This window comes from Streptomyces sp. NPDC058289 (genome assembly GCF_042880975.1).
GTDB lineage: Bacteria > Actinomycetota > Actinomycetes > Streptomycetales > Streptomycetaceae > Streptomyces > Streptomyces stoeckheimensis.
This window is the reverse complement of record NZ_JBHVYI010000005.1, coordinates 13888-31306: the sequence shown is the minus strand read 5'-3', so window position 1 is coordinate 31306 and position 17419 is coordinate 13888. Positions and strand designations below refer to the sequence as shown.

Here is a 17419-nt window from a genome sequence, read left to right as displayed (position 1 = left end):
AAGACGCTGCCGCGCACGATCCCGAGGAGACCGACCGATGGCTTTGCGCCACGCCGTTCTGGCGGCGCTGCTCGACGAGGAGCTGAGCGGCTACCAGCTGGCCAAGGCCTTCGGCACGGGCGTGGCCAACTTCTGGCACGCCCTGCCCCAGCAGCTCTACACCGAGCTGGCCCGGCTGGAGCGGGAGGGCTTCATCGCGGGCCGTGAGGTGGTCCAGGACACCCGGCCCAACAAGCGGCTGTTCCAGGTCACCGATGCCGGACTGGCCGAGCTGGAGCGCTTCACCGCCGCCGAGACCAAGCCCTGCGTCATCCGCGACGACCTGCTCGTGAAGGTCCAGGCGGCCGAGCACGTCGACACGGAGGCGCTCATCGCGCAGCTCGCGGAGCGGACCGCCTTCGCGACGGCCAAGGCGGAGCTGTTCGAGAAGCTGCTGCGCTCGATGCGCGGCGAGCGCACGGAGGAGGAGTTCCTGCGCCACGGTGCACGGATCGGCCCCTACCTCACGTGCCTGCGCGGCTTGGAGTTCGAGCGGGCCAACCGGGCCTGGTACGAGCGCACCACGATCATTCTGAGCGAGAGGCGGGCATCCCGTGGAGAGCAGTGAACAGCGACGGCCGACCCGGTACGTGGCTCTCGGCGACAGCCAGAGCGAGGGCGTGGGCGACGGGGACGACCGCACGGGGCTGCGCGGGTGCGCCGACCGGTTCGCCGAGCTGATCGCGGTGCACGAGCCCGATGTCCTCTACGCCAACCTGGCCGTACGGGGCCGCCTGGCGGCAGGGGTCCGCGAGGGGCAGCTCGGGCCGGCCCTCGCGCTCCGCCCCGACCTGGCCACCGTGGTCGCCGGGGTCAACGACGTGCTGCGGCCCCGGTTCGACGCCGACGAGGTCGCCGGGCACCTGGAGGCGATGTTCGCCGCGCTCACCGCGCAGGGCGCCCGCGTCGCCACCGTCACCTTCCCCGACATCGCCAAGCTCGTCCCGCTCGCCAAGGGGGCGGCCCCGCGCGTCACCGCGCTGAACGACCGGATACGGCGGGCGGCGGAGCGGCACGGGGTGGCCGTCGCGGATTTCGCCCGCCACGAGGCCTCCACCGACCCGCGGATGTGGAGCGCGGACCGGCTGCACGCCGCGCCGTCCGGCCACGCGATGATCGCCGCCGGTGTCGCGCACGCCCTGGGGCTGCCCGGCAGCGACGACGGCTGGACCCGCCCGCTGCCCGGCCCGCCGCCGCTGGCCCCGGCGGGCCTTCGGGGCGTCGCCGGGGAGCTGCGGTGGGCCGTGGGCTTCGCCGGGCCCTGGATCGGGCGGCGGCTGCGCGGGCGCTCCTCCGGAGACGGCCGCACGGCCAAGCGGCCCGAACTGCTCCCCGTACGCCTGGCGGCCTGACAGGCGGGCCCTCCGGGTCAGGCGCGGCAGATGATCTCGCCGTTCAGCACCGAGAACCAGGCGTCCGGGTCCGCACCCCAGGTGTGCCAGGCCTCGGCGACGGCCGACAGCTCCGCCTGCGTCGCGTGTCCGCCGCCGGTCGCGATCCCGGCGTAGGCCGAGGCCGTCGTACGGTCCGCCCACAGCGAGGACCACCACGCTGCCTCCTCCTCGGTCGCGTAGCACCACGAGGTCGCCGTGCAGGTCACGTCCGTGAAGCCCGCCGCCCGCGCCCACGCGCGCAGGCGGCGTCCGGCGTCCGGCTCGCCGCCGTTGGCGCGCGCCACCCGTCGGTACAGGTCCAGCCACTCCTCCAGCCCCGGAGTCGCGGGGTACCAGGTCATCGCCGCGTAGTCCGCGTCCCGCGCCGCGACGATCCCGCCCGGCCGGCACACCCGGCGCATCTCGCGCAGCGCCCGGACCGGATCGCCCACGTGCTGCAGCACCTGGTGGGCGTGGACCACGTCGAAGGAGTCGTCGGGGAAGTCCAGCGCGTGGACGTCGGCCGTGGCGAACTCGATGTTGGTCAGGCCCCGTTCCTTCGCGTGCGCGGCGGCCTGGTCGACCACGTCCCGCGCCGCGTCCACCGCCGTGACCCGGCCCTGCGGTCCCACCAGCTCCGCCAGGTCCGCCGTGATCGTGCCCGGTCCGCAGCCCACGTCCAGGACGGCCATCCCCGGACGCAGCGCGCCGATCAGGTAGGCGGCGGAGTTCTCGGCGGTGCGCCAGCGGTGCGAGCGCAGCACCGACTCGTGGTGTCCGTGGGTGTAGACCGCGGTCTCGTGCGCGGGCTCCGGGGCGGCTGCCGCGCGAGGGGATTGCGTTGCTTCCGTGGCGTTCATGGACCTGGCTCCTTCGTCGTCGAAGTGCTGTCGAGGCGTTGGTTTCACCGTAAGGGATCAGTTCGTCATCTGAGATATGCGTATTGATATGTGGACACCATCCTTGTGTGCCAAGGGGGTTGGCTGAATGGGTGGCAGGTGGGGGCGGGGGCGAGGACAGTGAATCCGGGGGAACGAAGGACGGTGAGATCCATGCCGGACCCGCTGCTCGAGCGGCACGCCGAGGCGCTGCGGCTCTTCGGCCAGTACGTCCACGCGGTCTCGGACGCGCAGTGGGACGCGCCGACGCCCTGTAGCGAATGGAGCGTGCGCGACCTGGTCAACCACGTCACCGCCGAACAGCTGTGGATACCGCCCCTGGTCACCGACGGCCGCACCGTCGAGGACATCGGCAGCACCTTCAACGGCGACGTCCTCGGCACCGATCCGGCCGCCGCCTGGGACGAGGCCTCGGCCGCCGCGCACACCGCCTTCAAGGTCCCCGGGGCCCTGGAGCGCACCATCCGGCTCTCGTACGGGCCCGCGCTCGGGTCGGCGTACTGCTCGGAGCTGACCGCCGACTGCGTGGTCCACGCCTGGGACCTCGCGCGGGGCATCGGAGCCGACGACCGGCTGCCGGACGGCCTCGTCGAGTTCTCCATCAAGGAGGTCATGCCCTACGCCGACGGACTGGCCGCGAGCGGCATGTACGACGCTCCGCCGGAGGTGCCGGCCGGGGCGAACGCCCAGACCCGGCTGCTCGCGATGGTGGGGAGGAGCGGCTGACGCAGTGCGCGGCGCCTGGCATCCACAACGGGCGATACCGGACGAATAACCGTATAAAGGCATGGTCGGGAGCGCGGGGACGGCAAGGAGAGGTGGCGCGCGGTGTCGGGGATCCAGCGCACGACGGCCGAGGGCCGGGGCCAGGTCCGCTACGGCCCGCCCGCACCCCAGCCCGGCCTGCCCGTGCTGCCCGAGCTCACGGCCGTCCTCGCCGCGGCCGCCTGGCGCTCGGCCCCCGAGCCGCCCGGCGGGGGAGTGCCCGTACGGGCCGCCGCCGCCCGGCACTGGGGGCGGCGCGGGCTCCCCACCGACCCCGACCACGTGGCCGCCGGACCCGGCGCGCCCGCCCTGCTGCTGGCGCTGCTCGGCGCGTACGGCGGCGACGTCATGCTGCCCCGACCCTGTCCCGCCTGGTGGACGCCGCAGGTCCGGCTGCTGGGACGGCGCGCCTACCACGTGCCGACCCCGGCCGAGTGCGGCGGCGTACCCGACCCGTACGCGCTGCTGGAGACCGTGCGCCGGGTGCGCGCCGAGGGCGGCGACCCGCGGGTGCTGCTGCTGTCCGTCGCCGACGACCCGACCGCGACCGTCCCGCCGCCCGAGCTGCTCCTCGAGGCCTGCGAGGCCGCCGCGTCCGCCGGACTGTTCGTCGTCAGCGACGAGACCTGGCGCGACACCGTCCACCGGCCGGCCCACGGACGCCTCGGCGGGCCGGTGGACGGTGTCGGGGGGCAACCGGGCTCCCACGACAGGCTCGTCGTGCTCAGCCCCGCCGAGATGCTGCCGGACGACACCGCGGTGCTCCTGGACCTCTCCGGCGCCCTGCTGCCCGCGGGCTGGCCCGCCGCCGTCATCCGGTTCCCCGGCACCCCGCGCGGCACCTGGCTGCGGGCCCGGACCCTGGACGTGCTCACCGCCACCGGCGGCTTCGTCGCGGGCCCCGTCGCCGGGGCGGCCGCGCACGCCCTCGACGAGCCCGCCGCCGTCGCGGGCCGCGCCGCCGCGGCCGCCGCCCTGCACGGCGCCGTGGCCCGGGCCGCGCACCGGGAACTGCTCGCCGCCGGGGCGCTGGCCCGGCCCCCGCAGGCCGGCCGCCACCTCTACGCCGATCTGACGCCGCTGCGCTCGGGGCTCGCCCGCCAGGGGGTCGGCGACGCGATGGAACTGGAGGACTGGCTGGGCGGACGGCTCGGCGCGCCCACGCCCGGCGGGCAGCGGTTCGCGGACGAGCCCGTCGCCCCGCGGGTCCGGCTGTCGACCGGACCGCTGCTCGGCGCCACCCCGGAGGAACGGCTCGCGGCGCTCACCGCGACCGACCCCCTCGCCCTGCCCCACGTACGGGACTCCCTGGCCCGGCTCCGGTCGGTCCTGGCCGGGCTGTCCGACTGACCCCCGCCCTGAAACCCCCGACTGCCGCCGGTGAACGGAGACTTCTCGATGAGGGATCAGACGGACGCCCCCTCGGCTTCTCTGGCCGGGGCCGACCCGGACGGCCCCCCGGTGGCGACCCGGGCCGGTGTCGGGGGCGATGGCGGTGCGGGTGCCGGCGTCCGGCACGCGCGGCCGCGGCCGCGGCCGCCGGGCGAACACCGGCTGTGGCCGCGCTCGTTCGCGGACCGGCTGACCACCCCGCTGCCGGGGCTGCGCGCGTTCGCCCGGCTCGCCCGCGAGGGCGCCTTCCGGCCCGGCCCCGAGGGGCTGCGCGGCATCCCGGACCTGCCGTATGCGCCCGCCCCGCTGCCCGCCGTGGCCGCCGGGGCGGTGTCCGCCACCTGGGCCGGGCACGCCAGCTGGGTCCTGCGGATCGGCGGACTGACCGTACTGACCGACCCCGTCTGGTCCCGGCGGATCCTCGGCACCCCGGCCCGGATGACCCCCGTCGGAGTGCGCTGGGAGGAACTGCCGCCGGTCGACGCCGTGGTGATCAGCCACAACCACTACGACCACCTCGACGCCCCCACCCTCAAACGTCTCCCGCGCACGACGCCGCTCTTCGTCCCGGCAGGGCTCGCGCGCTGGTGCCGGCGGCGGGGGTTCATCCGGGTCACCGAACTCGACTGGTGGGAGTCCGCCGAACTGGGCGGCGTACGGTTCGAGTTCGTGCCGGCGCACCACTGGTCGAAGCGGTCGCTGATGGACGCGTGCCGGACGTTGTGGGGTGGCTGGATGCTCAGCGCTGCCGCGGGCACCGGCGCCGCCGATGGGCGGGCCGGGGCGACCGGGGCGACCGGGGCGACCGGCGCGGTGAAGAAGGTGTACTTCGCGGGTGACACGGGCTACGGGCACTGGTTCGGCGAGATCGGGCGGCGGCACCCCGGCATCGACCTCGCGCTGCTCCCGATCGGGGCGTACGCCCCGCGGTGGTGGCTGCGGGACGTCCACGCGGACCCGGAGGAGGCCGTGCAGGCCTGTCTGGACCTGGGGGCGCGGAGGATGGCTCCCATGCACTGGGGGACCTTCGTGCTGTCGTCGGAGCCGGTGATGGAGCCGCTGCTGCGGGTGCGGGCCGCGTGGGCCCGTACCGGGCTGCCCCGGGAGCACCTGTGGGACCTCCCGGTCGGGGCGTCCCGGGCCCTGTAGCCGCGGCTGCGGGCCCGGGACGCCCTGCGGGGCCGTCCCCTACCCGCCCTTCGCTCGTTCCCCGGGCTGCGCCCGGACCCCCGTGGGGCTCCGCCCCAGCCCCCGGTGCTCAAACGCCGGACGGCTGAAACACCGGCGAGGCCGGAGTCGCTCAGCCTCCGGGGCGGATTCGGCGCCAGAGGGCCGGGGTTGCGCTGATGAGCACCGTGAGGGCCACCGCCAGGGCCACGCCCTTCCAGGGTTCCGCGAACAGGGAGCCGCCCACGATGCCGATCAGGCCGTAGGTCGCTGCCCAGGCCAGGCAGGCGGGGCCGTCGCCGCGGGCGAACCGGCGCAGGGGGAGCTCCGCGAGCAGGCAGGCCAGCATCACGGGGATGCGGCCGCCCGGCAGCAGGCGGGAGACCACCAGGACCAGTACGCCGTTCTCGTCGAGCTTGCGCTGCGCCTGGGCGAGGCGTTCGGGGGTCGCCCGTCGGCGCAGGGCTTCCAGCCAGCGCGACCCGTTCCGCGACCGCACCCCGCGCCGACCCAGCCAGTACAGCGCCATGTCCCCCGTGAACGCGGCCAGCGAGGAGACCCCGAACACCAGCAACAGCCCGAAGGGGAGGGAGTCCTGGTGGAACGCCACCACCGCCGCCGTGCTGACCAGCGCGCCCGTCGGAATCACCGGCACGAGCGCGCCGAGCGCCACCAGCACGAAGAGGGTCGGGAGGCCGATCGCCTGCTGGGTGGACTCCGGCGGGACCTGCGCGGCCGACTCCGCGAGCTGCCACATCCCCCTCACGGCAGCCGCACCCGTTCACCGTGCGCGGGCAGCCGGACCGTCACCTTCGGCGCCTCCCTGCGCGCACACCGTACGAACTCCTCGCCCGGCGCGTGGAACTCGTGCGGCCGCACCGCGTCCATCCCGATCGGCCAGTACGTACCCCAGTGCACCGGGACCGCCGCCACGGGCGCGAGCAGGGCCAGCGCCCGCGCCGCACCCGCCGCGTCCAGGTGCCCGGGGCCCAGGTTGGGCCCCCAGCCGCCGACCGGCAGCAGGGCCACGTCCACCGGTCCGACCTCGTCGGCCATCGAGTCGAACAGGCCGGTGTCCCCGGCGAAGTAGGTCCGCGAGGAGCCCTCGATCACGTACCCGAGCGCGGGAGCGAGCCGCGGTCCGAACGGCAGCCGCCGCCCGTCGTGCCGCGCACTGACCGCCCGGACCCGTACGCCGCCGCCCCGTACGCCGTCCCCCACGGCCACCGTGTCGCCCGGCGCCAGCTCCGTGACCGCCAGCCCCCGCACCCCGGCCATCCGCGCCAGCCCCGGCACCGCGCCCGGCGCCCCGCGCGGCACCAGCAGCCGGGTCCCGCGCGCGAGGCGCGCCAGCGAGGGCAGGTGCAGGTGGTCGGAGTGCAGGTGCGAGACGAGCACCGCGTCGGCGACCGCCGCCTCCGGCGGGGGCACCGCCCCGCGGCGGCGGCGCAGGTGCGCCAGACGGCGTGCGAAGAGCGGGTCCGTGAGCAGCCGGACACCGGAGTCCTCGACCGTGCACGTGGCGTGGCCCCACCAAGTGATCTCCACAGGCCCCTGATCCCCTCCCCTCGTCCCGCCCGCCACCGGGTCCCGTCCGAGCCTAAAGGCTGCCCGCCCGAACCGCCCGGAACCGGGGCAGCGGAACCGTGGAACCGGGGCTTCACGCCCCCTCCTCCCCGGCGGCGGATCGGAGTAGGGTCGGGCGGCATGGATGAGCTGCGCGTGGCCGCGATCGCCAGCCTGGCCCCGCTGGAGGATCTGGACACGGATCCCTTCGCCGTCGACACCCGGAGCCAGCACGCCATGTGCGCCCGCTGGGCGGCCGACCGGGGATACGTCGTGACCCGCCAACTGTTCGTCTACGGGCTGCGCGCCGACCACTGCGGCCTGTGGAACGACATCGACGCCGGCCGCGTCGACCTGTTCGTCACCGCCAACCACCGCGTGCTGACCCGCGCGCTGCGCTCCGTGGGGGAGTTCACCGCGGAGTGTGCACGGCGCGGCGTACGGCTGGAAACCGCCGGTCTCGACGAACCGCGCTACACCTCCGCGATGAAGGCCGAGGTGCACCGCCGGCTCTCCATGCCGACCGCCGGATACGACGGCACGTAGGCGCGGACAGCCCCGCGGCAGCCCTGCTGCAGCCCCCGGCCCAGCGGGCGGCCGCCCCGGCCGCCCCCCGTACGCACATCCGCCGCCCGTGTCACCCGGCCGGTCGGGCGCCGCTGTGCGAGCCTGGACACCGTGGGGACGGGGGCTCGTCGGCGCGGTGCGGGCCACGGTGGTGAGGCGGGTTCGGCGTGTTGCGAGGCCGGTGGCGGAGTACGGGCGGCGCCCTGGTGCGCGTGGTCATCGTCTGGGCGGTGTCCACCCTCACCATGCTCGCCCTGGCCGGAATCCTCCCCGACTTCCGGCTCCAGGCGGGCGCGGGCGGTGACCGCGACAGCATCACGCAGATAGGTCTGACGGCTGCGATCGGCGCCGGCGCGTTCGGTCTGCTGAGCGCGCTGGTGTGGCCGGTTCTCGTACGCGCCCTGCTGCTCGTGCCGGCCCTGGTGCTCGGCCTGCTCGTCTTCTTCCTCAACGGCTCGCTGCTGCTCCTGGCGCTCAGCCTGATCCCGGCCGGCCGCGGCGAGGCGGACCCCGAAACGGCCGTGGTGGTCGCCGCCGTGATGTCCGCCGTCGCCTCCGCGACCTCCACCGCCCTCGCCGTCCGGGACGACGAGGCCTACCGGCGCCGGCTCTACCGGCTCGCCGACCGCCGCCGACGCCGCCAGCACCGCGAGGGAGTGTCCGGGGCCGACGAACGCGTCCCCGCCCTGGTGTTCCTGCAACTCGACGGGGTCGGGTACGAGGTGCTGCGCCGCGCGGCCGGCAGCGGGCTGATGCCGACGGTGGCCGACTGGCTCGACCGCAGCCACCGCATCGGCTCCTGGCACACCGACTGGTCCAGCCAGACCGGTGCGAGCCAGCTCGGCATCCTGCACGGCTCCAACTTCGACGTCCCGGCCTTCCGCTGGTACGAGAAGGACACCGGCGAGGTGATGGTCTGCAACCGGCCCACCAGCGCCGCCGAGCTCCAGCGGCGGGCCGTCGAACGCACCGGCGACGGCGGCCTGCTCACCCTCGACGGGGCCAGCCGCGGCAACCTCTTCAGCGGCGGCGCCGGCCAACTGGCGCTCGTCCTGTCCGTCTCCGCCCGGCGGAGCCCGCACAACCGGTCCCGCGCGGGCTACTTCGCGTACTTCTCCGACCCGGCCAACGCGGTCCGCACGGCGCTCTCCTTCGTCGCCGAGGTGGCCCGCGAGATCACCCAGTCGGTACGCGGCCGCCTGCGCGGGGAGCGGCCACGGGTCGCGCGCGGCGGGCTGTACCCGCTGTTCCGCGCCTTCGCGACGGTGGTGGAGCGCGACGTGGTGGTCGCCGCGGTGATCGGCGACATGCTGGCGGGGCGCGCCGCGGTCTACGCCGACCTGGTCGCCTACGACGAGGTCGCCCACCACTCGGGCCCGCGCTCCCGGGACACCGAGCAGGTGCTCGCCCGGCTCGACCGCAGCCTCGCGCTCATCGCCCGGGTCGCCGAACACGCACCCCGGGAGTACCGCATCGTGCTGCTCTCGGACCACGGCCAGAGCCCGGGGGAGACCTTCCTGGCCCGGTACGGGCTCACCCTGAAGGACCTGGTCCGCGCGGGCTGCGGGCTCCCGGTGTCCCGGAAGGCCGGCCGTACGCACAGCGGGGCCGAGGCGCGGGCCGCCGTACTGGCCGCCCTGCACCGGCCCGTGGAGGAGACGGAGGACGAGGTGCGTCCCGGGTCGGGCCCGGACCCGGTGGTACTGGCCTCCGGCAACCTCGGGCTGATCTCCTTCCCGGACCTGCCCGGACGGGCGTCCAGGGAACGCATCGAGCGCGCCCATCCGGCGCTGCTCTCCACCCTGGCGAACCACCCCGGGGTCGGGTTCCTGCTCGTCGACGGGACCGTCATGGCGGCCGGCGGGGCCGAAGCCCGGCTGGACGAGCCGGGCGCGGCGGAGGAGCTGCTCGCCCCCTTCGGCCCGGGCGCGGCGCGGGCGGTCCGGCGGACCGACACCTTCCCGCACGTGGCCGACGTGATGGTGAACTCGGCCTACGACCCGGAGACGGGCGGGGTGCACGCCTTCGAGGAGCAGATCGGCTCGCACGGCGGCCTGGGCGGGGAGCAGGGCCACCCCTTCCTGATGTGGCCGGTGGAGCTGTCCGAGCCGGTGTACCGGCCCGACGGCGAACTGGTGGGCGCGGAGGCGGTCCACCAGGTCCTGCGCCGCTGGCTCACCGAGTCGGACGGGCCCCAGGTCCCGGTCCCCCCGGAGATGTCCGTCGCCCCGGGCGCGGACCCGGTCTAGGTCTCCGGCCGGAGGCATCGCGCGGCCGACCGCCCGGGGCGTACGTTGGAAGCAGAGTCCATCAGGGGGGCTCCGAGGGGTCGCCATGTCCGCGATCAGCAACAGCATCGACATAGACCGCAGTCCCGAGGACGTCTACTCGTACATCACGGACCCCACGCACCTGCCGGAGTGGCAGGACAGCGCGGTCTCGGCGGTGCCGATGGGCGATCTTCCCGTCCACGTCGGGTCGAAGATCCTCGTCACCCGGCAGATCGGCCGCCGTGCGATCCCCACGACCATGGAGGTCGTGGACATGGATCCGCCGAGGAGCTGGCACTTCCACGGCGTCGACGGACCGGTCCGCCCGGACGTGCGGGGCCGCATCGAACCCCTCGACGGAGGGACCCGCTCGCGGGTGACCATCGCCGTCGACTTCGAGGGCCACGGCATGGGCAGGGCGCTCGTCCCGTTCGCGGTCAAGCCCATGGTCCGCAAGGAGATGCCCCGCAGCGAGGAGAAGCTCAAGCACCTGCTGGAGCACTCTGCGGCCTGAGCGCTAGGGGGTGTCTTGCCCTCGGAGGCCCGGAAAAACCGGGTGCTCCGGGACATGCGGTGTGCTCACACTGGGCGCACCGCGTACCCGGACCCCTAAGGACATCTCCGCCCGTGCAGGCTGCCGTCACCGTCACCCCCGCCCAGCTCCCCGAACTGCTCCTCGGCCTCGCCACCGTGCGGCCCGTGTTCCTCTGGGGAGCACCCGGCATCGGCAAGTCCTCGCTCGTGCGGAAGTTCGCCGACTCGCTGGGGCTGGAGTGCGTGAGCCTGCTCGGGACCCAGCTCGCGCCCGAGGACCTGATCGGCGTGCCGCAGATCCGTGACGGGCGTTCCGTGTTCTGCCCGCCCGAGGCCATTGCCCGCGACGAGCCGTACTGCCTGTTCCTCGACGAGCTCAACGCCGCGGGCCCCGACGTGCAGAAGGCCTTCTACTCCCTCATCCTCGACCGGCGGATCGGCTCCTACGAGCTGCCCGCGGGCTCCATCGTCATCGGCGCGGGCAACCGGGCCACCGACAACGCCCTGGCCCGGCCCATCGCCTCCGCGCTGGTCAACCGGCTCACCCACGTCCACCTGGACGCCTCCGCCATGGACTGGCTGGTCTGGGCCGGCGAGCACGGCATCCACCCGTGGGTCACCGACTACCTCACCGACCGGCCCGACCACCTGTGGTCGCAGCCGCCCAAGACGGAGGAGCCGTTCTCCACGCCGCGCTCCTGGCACATGCTGTCCGACGCCCTGCACTCCTTCGGCCAGGACCTGGACGAGACGACCCTGAAGGTGATCGCCCACGGCACCCTCACCCCGGCGCACGCCGTCTCCTTCTGCGGCTACGCGAAGATCGTCCGCCACTCCTTCGGCATCGAGGCGATCATGAAGGGCGACGCGAACTGGCCCACCCGCCTCGCCGACCGCGACCTGCTCTACTACCTGGCCGACGCCTTCCGCGGTCGGCTGGTCAAGGAGCTGCCCGCACAGCGCGAACACGTCTCGCCCGCCGTCCGGCAGACCGCCTACCGGGCCAAGTCCCTCCTCGTCCAGCTCGCCGAGATCTCCGTCGAGGTCGCCCAGACCGTCATCGCCGACGACGCCGACGGCCTGCCCGTGCTGCCCGCCTGGTTCCTCGTCGAAGCGGCCCGCGACATGCCGCGCCTGGTCGAGGCCCGCCGGTGACCCGCACCACCCGCAGCACCCGCAAGAGCACCGGCAACGCCAAGCCCGACCCGGCCGCCCAGGCCTTCGCCGAGGGCCTCGCCCTGGTCAAGCGGAACCCGGCGCTCGCCGCCGTCTCCGCCACCATCTGCCGTCAGGCCAAGTGCGCGGCCACCCCCGCCGGGGGACTGGCGGCCGTCGACTCCAACGGCACCGTCCACGTCCACCCCACCAAGCGCGCCACGCCCGAGGAATGGGCCTGGACGCTCTCCCACGCGCTGCTCCACCTCGGCTTCGGACACGTCCCCGCCGCCAAGGACGAGGACCGCCCCCAGCCCGACCGCTTCGACCTGGCCGCCCGCTGCGCCGTCGTCAACCGCTTCCTGGCGAGCTTCGCACCCGGCTGGACCCCGGACCGCCTGCCCGCCGAGCACCCCGGCGGTGACGAGGACCTGCTCGCCGCCCGCTGGCGCCGCGACGGCATCCCCGCGGCCCACGAGAACTGCGGCACCGCCGGAGATCACCCCGACCAGGTCCTGGTGACCTGGAGGGCGTGGAACACGGCCGTCCCCGACTGGGAGACCGCCTTCGCGCACGCCCTGACCCGCAGCGTCTCGGCCGCCATGGACGTGGCCGGCGGCCGCCGCGACCGGGTCACCGGGGAGCGCGTCCGCCTCCACCCGTGGGACCGGGCCCTGAACTGGTTCGTGTCCTCGTACCCGCTGCTCGGGGGTCTCGCCGCCGGGCTGAAGATCGTCGCCGACGCAGAACTGGCCCGCGCCCAGGGCATCGACATCGCCGCCGTCAGCGCGAGCGCCGGGGAGATCTACGTCAACCCGCTGCGCAGCTTCGCCGACGGGGAATGGCGGTTCATCCTGGCCCACGAGATGCTGCACGCCGCCCTGCGCCACGGGGAGCGCCGCGGCGCCCGCGACCCGTACCTGCACAACGTGGCCGCCGACTACGTGGTCAACGGCTGGCTCGTGGAGATGGACGTCGGCGAGATGCCCGAGGGGCTGCTCCACGACCCGGCGCTGAAAGGCCTCTCCGTCGAGGAGGTCTACGACCGGATCACCTCCGACCTGCGCCGCATGCGCCGCCTCGCCACCCTGCGCGGCAAGGGCCGCGGGGACATCCTGGGCGAGCCGCTGCCCCACTCGGGCAGCTGCCCGTACACGGACCTTGACGACTTCTACCGGCGCGGCCTGGTCCAGGGCTTCGACCTGCACGCGTACGGGGAGCGCGGACTGCTGCCCGCCGGGCTCATCCAGGAGATCCGGGCGCTGGCCCACCCGCCGGTGCCGTGGGACGCGGCGCTCGCCCGCTGGTTCGACGAGTACGTGCCGCGGCCCGTGGCCGTACGGTCCTACGCCCGCCCGGCCCGCAGGCAGGCCTCGACGCCGGACATCCCGCGCGCGGGCCGGTACTTCCCGCCGGAGGAGACCGCCCGCTGCACCTTCGGCGTGGTCCTCGACACCTCGGGGTCGATGAACGCCGCCCTGCTCGGCAAGGCGCTGGGCGCGATCGCCTCGTACGCGGAAGCCCGCGACGTACCGGCGGCACGCGTCGTGTTCTGCGACGCGGCGCCGTACGACGCGGGCTATCTGCCACCGACCGAGATCGCCGGGCGGGTCCGGGTCCGCGGACGGGGCGGCACGGTTCTGCAACCGGGCATCGACCTGCTGCACCGGGCGGAGGACTTCCCGCCCGGGGCGCCGGTCCTCGTGATCACGGACGGCGGGTGCGACACCCTGCGGATCCGGCGCGAGCACGCCTATCTGATCCCGCAGGGTGCCTCCCTGCCGTTCGCGCCCCGAGGGCCGGTCTTCCGACTGACCTGAAGGTTTAGTCGAGGTAGTCGCGCAGCACCTGCGAGCGCGACGGGTGGCGGAGCTTCGACATGGTCTTCGACTCGATCTGGCGGATGCGCTCACGGGTGACCCCGTACACGCGGCCGATCTCGTCGAGGGTCTTCGGCTGGCCGTCGTTGAGGCCGTAGCGCATGGAGACCACGCCCGCCTCGCGCTCCGAGAGCGTGCCCAGAATGGACTGGAGCTGCTCCTGGAGGAAGGTGAAGGAGACCGCGTCGGCCGGCACGACCGCCTCGGAGTCCTCGATGAGGTCACCGAACTCGCTGTCGCCCTCCTCACCCAGCGGGGTGTGCAGGGAGATCGGCTCGCGGCCGTACTTCTGGACCTCGATGACCTTCTCGGGGGTCATGTCGAGTTCCTTGCCCAGCTCCTCCGGAGTGGGCTCCCGGCCGAGGTCCTGGAGCATCTGGCGCTGGACACGGGCCAGCTTGTTGATGATCTCGACCATGTGGACGGGGATGCGGATGGTGCGCGACTGGTCGGCCATGGCACGCGTGATCGCCTGCCGGATCCACCAGGTCGCGTACGTGGAGAACTTGAAGCCCTTGGTGTAGTCGAACTTCTCCACGGCGCGGATCAGACCGACGTTGCCTTCCTGGATCAGGTCCAGGAAGAGCATGCCGCGGCCGGTGTAGCGCTTGGCGAGGGAGACCACGAGGCGGAGGTTGGCCTCCAGCAGGTGGTTCTTGGCCCGGCGGCCGTCCTCGACGAGGATCTCCAGCTCGCGCTTGAACGCGGGCTTGTGGTCCTCCTCCTCTTCGAGCTTGTACTCGGAGAAGAGACCGGCCTCGATGCGCTTGGCGAGCTCCACCTCCTGCTCGGCGTTGAGCAGCGGCACCTTGCCGATGAGCTTGAGGTAGTCCTTGACGGGGTCGGCGGTGGCGCCGGCGACCATGACGGTCTGGGCCGGAGCGTCGTCCTCGTCGTCGTCGGACAGGACGAAGCCGGCGCTGCCGCCCGTCTTGGGCGTCTCCTTCTCGTCGCCCTCGTCCAGGTCCTCGGCCGCCCAGTCCTCGCCCAGGGCGACGGGGGCGTCGCCCTCGTCGCCGTCCTTGGCGGTCTTCTTCGTGGCGGCCGTCTTCTTCACGGCGGTCTTCTTGACGGCGGTCTTCTTGACCGTCCGCTTCTTCGGCGCGGTGGCGGCCTCTGCCGCCACCTCCTCCTCGGTCCCGGAGGCCGACGGGTCGGATATCGCCGCGGCGGGGGTGGTGGCGGCCGTCTTGCGCGCACCGATGAGGCGCGGCGGGGCGGCAGCCTTCTTGGCGACGGTGCGCGCCGGGGCGGCGGCCGCCTTGCGCGCCTTCTTGGCGGGAGCCTTCGTGGCGGGGGCGGCACTGACGTGCAGCGCGACGCCCTCCTCGTCCAGGACCTGGTTCAGGCTGCGCAGGACCCGCTTCCACTGGTCCACCGGGATGCGGCCGGCCTCGAAGGCCTGGCGCACGTCATCACCGTTGATGTGACCCTGCTCGCGGCCACGCTCGACAAGCGCGACCAGGGCCTCGGATTCGGCGATCTCCGTGGGGAACGTACGGGACGGGCTGAGCGACACAAGGAGCCTCTCGTTGCGAACAGATAAGGGGTGGCGGGACATCATCGCGCGAACTCGGGAAACAGACCCGAGGGGGGTCTGTATTCCGGGCCGCACGAGGACACCTGTCGGTTCATCGCATGCCCGAGTAGATTCGTTACGCGCTGAATTGAGTGACCTGCGCCACGCTGTGACCGGGGGGCCGGTCGCGGGTGGTCGCGTCCGTCCGTTTTGTCAGCCCGTTTTGCGGGCCTCGATGAGAAAACGGGCGGTGTGTGCGACGAACGGGCCTTCGCGCTCGATCTGTTCGTGCAGCTCGCGCAACCGGTCCCGATGCTGCCCGACCGTGAAGCCCGGCACCATCCAGATCACCTTCCTCAGAAAGTAGATCACGGCTCCGATGTCGTGGAACTCCGTCCGCAGCCGCTCGGAGCGCAGATCGACCACCTCCAGCCCCGCTTTCGTGGCCTCGGCGACCGCGTCGTCGGGGTGCCGGCCCCGCCGGACCTCCTCCGGCTGCGGGCCCAGGAAGTACTCCACGAGCTCGAAAACGCTCGCCGGGCCGACCTGCTGGGAGAGGTACGTGCCGCCGGGCTTCAGCACCCGCGCGATCTCCTCCCACCAGATCGTCACCGGATGCCGGCTGGAGACGAACTCGAAGGCCCCGTCGCCGAACGGCAACGGCGGCTCGTCAAAGTCCGCGACCACCACCGCGCCCAGCGGGTGAAGACGCCTTGTCGCTTTATTGATGTTTGGCGGCCACGATTCGGTGGCCACCGTCAGCCGGGGCAGGGGCCCGGCTCCGGCGAGCACCTCTCCGCCGCCGGTCTGGATGTCCAGGGCGGAGTCGACCTGTGCCAGGCGCCGCGCCAGGAGGCGCTGGTAGCCCCAGGAGGGGCGTTGCTCGGTGGCGCGGCCGTCGAGCCAGGAGAAGTCCCAGCCGTCCACGGAGACGGATTCCGCTTCGGCGACGAGATGGTCGAAAGTGCGCGTCATGTCTCGATCGTCCCAGGTCCGGGCCCGGTCATCCACCGGATTGCCGGGCGCGGGCCCCGCCACGGCCCCTGCCGGTGACCCGCCGGGGGTTCGCCTACACTGGGCGGCGGGCCGTGACTGGCGTTCGGGTGGATCACCACCGGGGAGCGGCCCGGCGTACGCCCGTACGTCGACTGCCGCGCGCCTGGGCGAACCGCGATCCCGCAGCGACGCTCAGGAGCCCCGATGACAACTCAGACGACTGCCCCGACCGTTTCCACCACCCCGGCCGTTCCCGGCGCCCAGACCGCCCCCGGAGCCCACGGCGACCAGCCGGAGCGGACCGCCGTGCTGATGGACGGCACCGCCCTCGCCCGCCGCATCTCGGAGCAGACCGCCGAGTACGCCGCGAAGATCACCGAGCGCACCGGAACGGCCCCCTGTCTGGCGACCGTGCTGGTCGGCGAGGACCCCGCGTCCGTCACCTACGTCCGCATGAAGCAGAACCGCTGCGCCAAGGCCGGGATCACCTCCCGCCACGTGGAGCTGCCGGCCGCGACGACCACCGAGGAGCTCGTCGCCACCCTGACCGCGCTCTCCGAGGACCCGGAGATCAGCGGCATCCTGCTCCAGCACCCCGTCCCGCACCACATCGACGAGCGCGCCGCCTTCGAGGCCATCGCCCCGGGCAAGGACGTCGACGGGGTCACCATGCACTCCTTCGCCGCCATGGGCTTCGGACTGCCGGGCTTCGTCTCCTGCACCCCCGGCGGCATCATGCGGCTGCTGGCGGCCTACGACGTGGACCTGACCGGGAAGCACGCCGTGGTCGTCGGGCGCAGCGCGATCCTGGGCAAGCCCGCCGGGATGCTGCTGCTGGAGCAGAACGCCACCGTCACCTACTGCCACTCCCGCACCGTGGACCTGCCGTCCATCGTCCGTCAGGCGGACGTGCTGGTCGCCGCCGTGGGCAAGGCCGAGTTCATCCGCGGCGAGGACATCAAGCCGGGCGCCGTGGTCCTGGACGCCGGCTACAACGAGGGCAACGTCGGCGACGTCCACTTCGAGTCGGCCGCCGCCCGCGCCTCGCTGATCACCCCGGTCCCGGGCGGCGTCGGCCCGATGACCATCGCGGTGCTGCTGGAGCAGACCGTGCAGGCCGCCGCCGCGCAGGCCGGCCTGGCCCTCGCGGACCTCTGACCCGCGCCCCGCTCCCCTCGGTACGACGAACGCCCCGGGCCCTTCGGTCCGGGGCGTTCCGTTTCCCGCGGTAACGGGCCGAACGACCGATCCCGGTCCGGCGCGACAGGGCTCCAATGAATATGTGAAGCCTTCGATG

The 17419-nt window shown here is 73.8% G+C and carries 16 protein-coding genes and 1 riboswitch; of the genes, 11 read left to right on the top strand and 5 right to left on the bottom strand.

Going from position 1 to position 17419, the window contains the following annotated elements:
* The first annotated feature begins 37 nt into the window (after nt 1-37).
* Both ACFVX6_RS03605 and ACFVX6_RS03600 read left to right on the top strand, forming a co-directional pair.
* A complete protein-coding gene (locus ACFVX6_RS03605; RefSeq protein WP_389687544.1) occupies nt 38-607 on the top strand; it encodes a PadR family transcriptional regulator in 570 nt (189 codons plus the stop codon).
* Nucleotides 594-1391 (top strand): SGNH/GDSL hydrolase family protein, encoded by a 798-nt coding sequence (locus tag ACFVX6_RS03600; RefSeq protein ID WP_389687542.1) that lies wholly within the window; start codon nt 594-596, stop codon nt 1389-1391. The genes ACFVX6_RS03605 and ACFVX6_RS03600 overlap by 14 nt, the downstream gene beginning before the upstream one ends.
* 17 nt (nt 1392-1408) lie before the next feature.
* On the opposite strand, the gene ACFVX6_RS03595 is transcribed toward ACFVX6_RS03600, so the two are convergent.
* A complete protein-coding gene (locus tag ACFVX6_RS03595) occupies nt 1409-2272 on the bottom strand; it encodes a class I SAM-dependent methyltransferase (protein WP_389687540.1) in 864 nt (287 codons plus the stop codon).
* A 192-nt stretch (nt 2273-2464) separates the two neighbouring features.
* On the opposite strand from ACFVX6_RS03595, the gene ACFVX6_RS03590 reads away from it, so the two are divergent.
* The 3 genes from ACFVX6_RS03590 (at nt 2465) to ACFVX6_RS03580 (ending at nt 5617) form a co-directional block, all read left to right on the top strand.
* The gene (locus ACFVX6_RS03590) at nt 2465-3037 is read left to right on the top strand and encodes a TIGR03086 family metal-binding protein (RefSeq protein WP_389687538.1); all 573 of its coding nucleotides are present in this window, start codon (nt 2465-2467) and stop codon (nt 3035-3037) included.
* A 111-nt stretch (nt 3038-3148) separates the two neighbouring features.
* On the top strand, nt 3149-4426 hold the full coding sequence (locus tag ACFVX6_RS03585; protein WP_389687742.1) for an aminotransferase class I/II-fold pyridoxal phosphate-dependent enzyme: 1278 nt from the start codon (nt 3149-3151) through the stop codon (nt 4424-4426).
* A 48-nt stretch (nt 4427-4474) separates the two neighbouring features.
* Nucleotides 4475-5617 carry an MBL fold metallo-hydrolase gene (locus ACFVX6_RS03580; protein ID WP_389687536.1) on the top strand — a complete coding sequence of 381 codons (1143 nt, stop codon included), beginning with the start codon at nt 4475-4477 and terminating at the stop codon, nt 5615-5617.
* 151 nt (nt 5618-5768) lie between these two features.
* On the opposite strand, the gene ACFVX6_RS03575 is transcribed toward ACFVX6_RS03580, so the two are convergent.
* Together ACFVX6_RS03575 and ACFVX6_RS03570 are read right to left on the bottom strand one after the other, a co-directional pair.
* The gene (locus ACFVX6_RS03575) at nt 5769-6392 is read right to left on the bottom strand and encodes a DedA family protein (RefSeq protein WP_389687534.1); all 624 of its coding nucleotides are present in this window, start codon (nt 6390-6392) and stop codon (nt 5769-5771) included.
* Nucleotides 6393-6397: 5 nt separating this feature from the next.
* The gene (locus ACFVX6_RS03570) at nt 6398-7183 is read right to left on the bottom strand and encodes an MBL fold metallo-hydrolase (RefSeq protein WP_389687532.1); all 786 of its coding nucleotides are present in this window, start codon (nt 7181-7183) and stop codon (nt 6398-6400) included.
* Nucleotides 7184-7342: 159 nt separating this feature from the next.
* Between ACFVX6_RS03570 and ACFVX6_RS03565 the strand changes: the two genes are divergently transcribed.
* The 5 genes from ACFVX6_RS03565 to ACFVX6_RS03545 all read left to right on the top strand — a co-directional run bounded on the left by ACFVX6_RS03565 (nt 7343) and on the right by ACFVX6_RS03545 (nt 13547).
* Complete coding sequence (locus ACFVX6_RS03565; RefSeq protein WP_356517910.1) at nt 7343-7747, top strand: hypothetical protein; 405 nt, start codon at nt 7343-7345, stop codon at nt 7745-7747.
* A gap of 188 nt (nt 7748-7935) precedes the next feature.
* Nucleotides 7936-10017, top strand: a complete 2082-nt coding sequence (locus ACFVX6_RS03560) for a phage holin family protein (protein ID WP_389687530.1) — start codon at nt 7936-7938, stop codon at nt 10015-10017.
* Between the two features lie 85 nt (nt 10018-10102).
* Nucleotides 10103-10552 (top strand): SRPBCC family protein, encoded by a 450-nt coding sequence (locus ACFVX6_RS03555; protein ID WP_389687528.1) that lies wholly within the window; start codon nt 10103-10105, stop codon nt 10550-10552.
* A 113-nt stretch (nt 10553-10665) separates the two neighbouring features.
* A complete protein-coding gene (locus ACFVX6_RS03550; protein WP_389687526.1) occupies nt 10666-11727 on the top strand; it encodes an ATP-binding protein in 1062 nt (353 codons plus the stop codon).
* Nucleotides 11724-13547 (top strand): hypothetical protein, encoded by a 1824-nt coding sequence (locus tag ACFVX6_RS03545; RefSeq protein WP_389687524.1) that lies wholly within the window; start codon nt 11724-11726, stop codon nt 13545-13547. Before ACFVX6_RS03550 ends, ACFVX6_RS03545 begins: the two co-directional genes overlap by 4 nt.
* 4 nt (nt 13548-13551) lie before the next feature.
* On the opposite strand, the gene ACFVX6_RS03540 is transcribed toward ACFVX6_RS03545, so the two are convergent.
* Both ACFVX6_RS03540 and ACFVX6_RS03535 read right to left on the bottom strand, forming a co-directional pair.
* A complete protein-coding gene (locus ACFVX6_RS03540; RefSeq protein ID WP_389687522.1) occupies nt 13552-15126 on the bottom strand; it encodes an RNA polymerase sigma factor in 1575 nt (524 codons plus the stop codon).
* A gap of 213 nt (nt 15127-15339) precedes the next feature.
* Nucleotides 15340-16101 (bottom strand): class I SAM-dependent methyltransferase, encoded by a 762-nt coding sequence (locus ACFVX6_RS03535; RefSeq protein ID WP_389687520.1) that lies wholly within the window; start codon nt 16099-16101, stop codon nt 15340-15342.
* Nucleotides 16102-16204: 103 nt separating this feature from the next.
* Nucleotides 16205-16298, top strand: a riboswitch (ZMP/ZTP riboswitch).
* Nucleotides 16299-16434: 136 nt separating this feature from the next.
* Here ACFVX6_RS03535 and ACFVX6_RS03530 point away from each other — a divergent pair.
* Complete coding sequence (locus ACFVX6_RS03530) at nt 16435-17280, top strand: bifunctional 5,10-methylenetetrahydrofolate dehydrogenase/5,10-methenyltetrahydrofolate cyclohydrolase (RefSeq protein WP_389687740.1); 846 nt, start codon at nt 16435-16437, stop codon at nt 17278-17280.
* Nucleotides 17281-17419: the final 139 nt, after the last annotated feature.